The sequence below is a fragment of the Pedobacter jamesrossensis genome, assembly GCF_042650905.1.
Lineage (GTDB): Bacteria > Bacteroidota > Bacteroidia > Sphingobacteriales > Sphingobacteriaceae > Pedobacter > Pedobacter jamesrossensis.
On sequence record NZ_JBHSBY010000068.1, the window covers coordinates 1 to 2,020 of the forward strand.

Annotated in this window: 1 protein-coding gene; it reads left to right on the forward strand. The window is 33.1% G+C overall.

The annotated features are described in order from the left end of the window. Positions 1–215 precede the first annotated feature (215 nt). Positions 216–1,457, forward strand: a complete 1,242-nt coding sequence (locus ACFOUY_RS09065; RefSeq protein WP_378960186.1) for a sensor histidine kinase — start codon at positions 216–218, stop codon at positions 1,455–1,457. Positions 1,458–2,020: the final 563 nt, after the last annotated feature.

A 2,020-nucleotide genomic window follows, 5' to 3' on the forward strand; every position in this document is an offset into this window, starting at 1 on the left:
AAACGAAAATACTCATTTCTTGCATATTTTAATGCAAAAATTATGCCAAATATAATTTTAAATAACTGTAAATCAAATAGTTATGTGGTTTTTAAGGGTCGACTAATTACTTACTTGCTTACCCCAAAAAATTTAAACAGGAATCTATTGCCTGGTATATAAATAAGGCAAAAGAAATTGCAAATAAATATAAAGATAAAAGATCATTGCTAGCTATGGAACAGCTCGTTGCCGATCAGTTAATTGCACAGGGTAAGCGTGATGAGGGATTAAAATTGCTGGATAAAACCATTTCAACGGCATTGAAAGAAAAACTTTATTACGTTTCAATGGATATGTTTATTGATATGGGTAATCAACTTGCTGAAAGTGATTCTGCCCGTGCGGTGTCGTATTATCAAAAGAGTTTAAGTATTGCCCGTAAAAATGGATATCTTATTTATGGTCAAATTTTAGCAGAAAAATTATTTAACTTTTATATCGAGAAAAACGATAGCGTAAAAGCTTCAGTTTACAGTCGCCAACTTTTAAACTTTCATGCTGAAAAACAAAAGTTAGATAATGCCTCAGAAATCGATTATCTGGATTATGTTGTTAAAGAAAGAGAAGTTGATGCGTTAACTTTAAAATCAAAATACCAAACTGCGTCATTAGTTTTAGCTGCGTTAGCTATAATACTTGCATTAGCCGTTATCATAGTGATTATCCAAAATTTAAAACGTATCAGGAAATTGAATAAACGGATGATGAATCAAAACAGTATTATGAAGGATACGCTTAACTCTTTAGAGCTTAGTCAGGCCGATAATAGTAGAATGATAAAAATGGCTGCTCACGATTTACGTAACCCAATTGGCGGTATTGTTTCGCTTACAGATATAATGATTAAAAAGGGTAATTATTCTGCAATTGATTTAAAGAAACTTGAGCTTATCAAAAAGGCCAGCGAGAATTCATTAAATGTTGTTAGTGATATGCTACAATTTCAGAGCGAAACGATTTATAAAAACCCTGTTGATTTAGAAGAAATGCTGCAATACTGTATTTCAATACTCGAAGATAAAGCAACAGCAAAAAATCTAAGGTTAAATTTGATTTCTGATAAGGTAATTATACAAGCCAGTATTGAAAAGTTATGGCGGGTAATGAGTAATCTTATTTCTAACGCGATAAAATTTAGTCCTGTAGATTCCGAAATAAATATAAAGGTAATATTAAACGATATGAATGTGGAGATTCAGGTTCAGGATAATGGAATTGGAATCCCGATTGACTTGCAGGATAAAATATTTGATATGGGTACAGAAGCAAAAAGAATAGGTACGGCAGGAGAAACTCCATTTGGATTTGGTTTGGCTATTTGCAAGCAATTCGTAGAAGCTCATGGTGGTAAAATTTGGGTAATAAGTAAAGTAGGAAAAGGAACAACGTTCTTCGTCAGCTTGCCAATCGATTAAGAATATTATTTTTATAAAGGATGCTTAATTGTGATTCTCTTTTATTCATCTATGCTTGTGCCCAATAACGGAATCGACCCTATCAAAGCCTGTACATTGGTTTTATTAAGTACTGGGCAATATTAATTTTCAGCAAATCAGGGCTTATACTACTATATATGTTAGTCCCGCCCTTCATTTCAAATCCTCAGCTCATGCTTCGCTTTGCGGGTTTTCCATTAGGGTCGGGTTTAATTAACTTTTTTAGGCGTAAGGAATCAAACTCCAGTTTCCTTTCAAACGCAAAAAAAAACATTAAATCCGGCAAAATACCCTAGTTGGATTATTTCTTTATAATTTTTTCTAAGTGTATATCATACACTTACGGTTATTCGTCCATAATATTCTTTACAACCTTTGGTGTGTATGAGTTTTTTTTCTACTTTTGCAACCCGGTTCGGAGGAAGGGGAAAAGAGGTTTACATGTTGTTAGGGATATTAAAGAGGTTTAAATTATTTTAAAATAAACTTTGCGATAGTGTTAAAGATTGTTACCTTTGCAACCCGGTTCGGAAGGAGCGGGA